This is a genomic window from Vibrio sp. 704 (assembly GCF_033339295.1).
This window is the reverse complement of record NZ_JAWOUH010000486.1, coordinates 1-678: the sequence shown is the minus strand read 5'-3', so window position 1 is coordinate 678 and position 678 is coordinate 1. Positions and strand designations below refer to the sequence as shown.

The window sequence follows — 678 nt, the reverse complement described above, 5'->3', positions numbered from 1 at the left end:
AATTCCTGCCTCAGCAACAATCGAATTGGGCGTAACTTCACCAATTACGGGTTTTACCGCTGGTACACCAATCAGGAAAACCAACCAATAAGCAAAAATAGCAAATAAGAAATTAAAGATAGGGCCAGCTGCAACAATAGACGTTCGTTTCCAAAGCGGCTTTTGATCAAAGGCTAAATGTTTTTCACTTTCTGGCACATCGTCAACACGGCTATCTACCATTTTGACGTATCCACCAAGAGGAATCATTGAGATAGTGTATTCGGTTCCGTCTTGACCAACTTTTCGCCAAATAGACTTACCAAAACCGATGGAAAATCTTTCAACCTTCACGCCACAACGACGAGCAACCCAAAAGTGCCCAAACTCATGCACGGCAACGAGAATGCCCAGTGCAACGATAAAAGAAACAAGATTCCACAAAATACCAGTCATTAGCTACGCTCGCGTATAATTTCTAGGGCGATAGTTCGAGACATTCTATCGAGCTCTAGCAAGCTTTCCAAGCTATTCGCATTCTCAGGTTTGCAGCTTGCGGTGATTTTATGCAAAACCAATTCATTGATGCGAGCTATGTCTGTAAAACCAAGGCGATTATTTAGAAACGCATCAACAGCAACTTCATTGGCTGCATTTAGAGCAGTAGTCGCATGTTGCCCTTCGTAACACGCGTCAATC

The 678-nt window shown here is 43.1% G+C and carries 1 protein-coding gene and 1 pseudogene; both read right to left on the bottom strand.

Annotated features, from left to right (window positions below; all coding sequences use genetic code 11):
- Positions 1-435 (bottom strand): RIP metalloprotease RseP (gene rseP / locus R7R24_RS27280; RefSeq protein ID WP_318120210.1); only part of this gene is annotated, 435 nt, incomplete at its 3' end.
- Positions 435-678 (bottom strand): annotated as a pseudogene (locus R7R24_RS27275) (1-deoxy-D-xylulose-5-phosphate reductoisomerase); the annotation flags it as partial. The pseudogene R7R24_RS27275 and the gene rseP, both read right to left, overlap by 1 nt.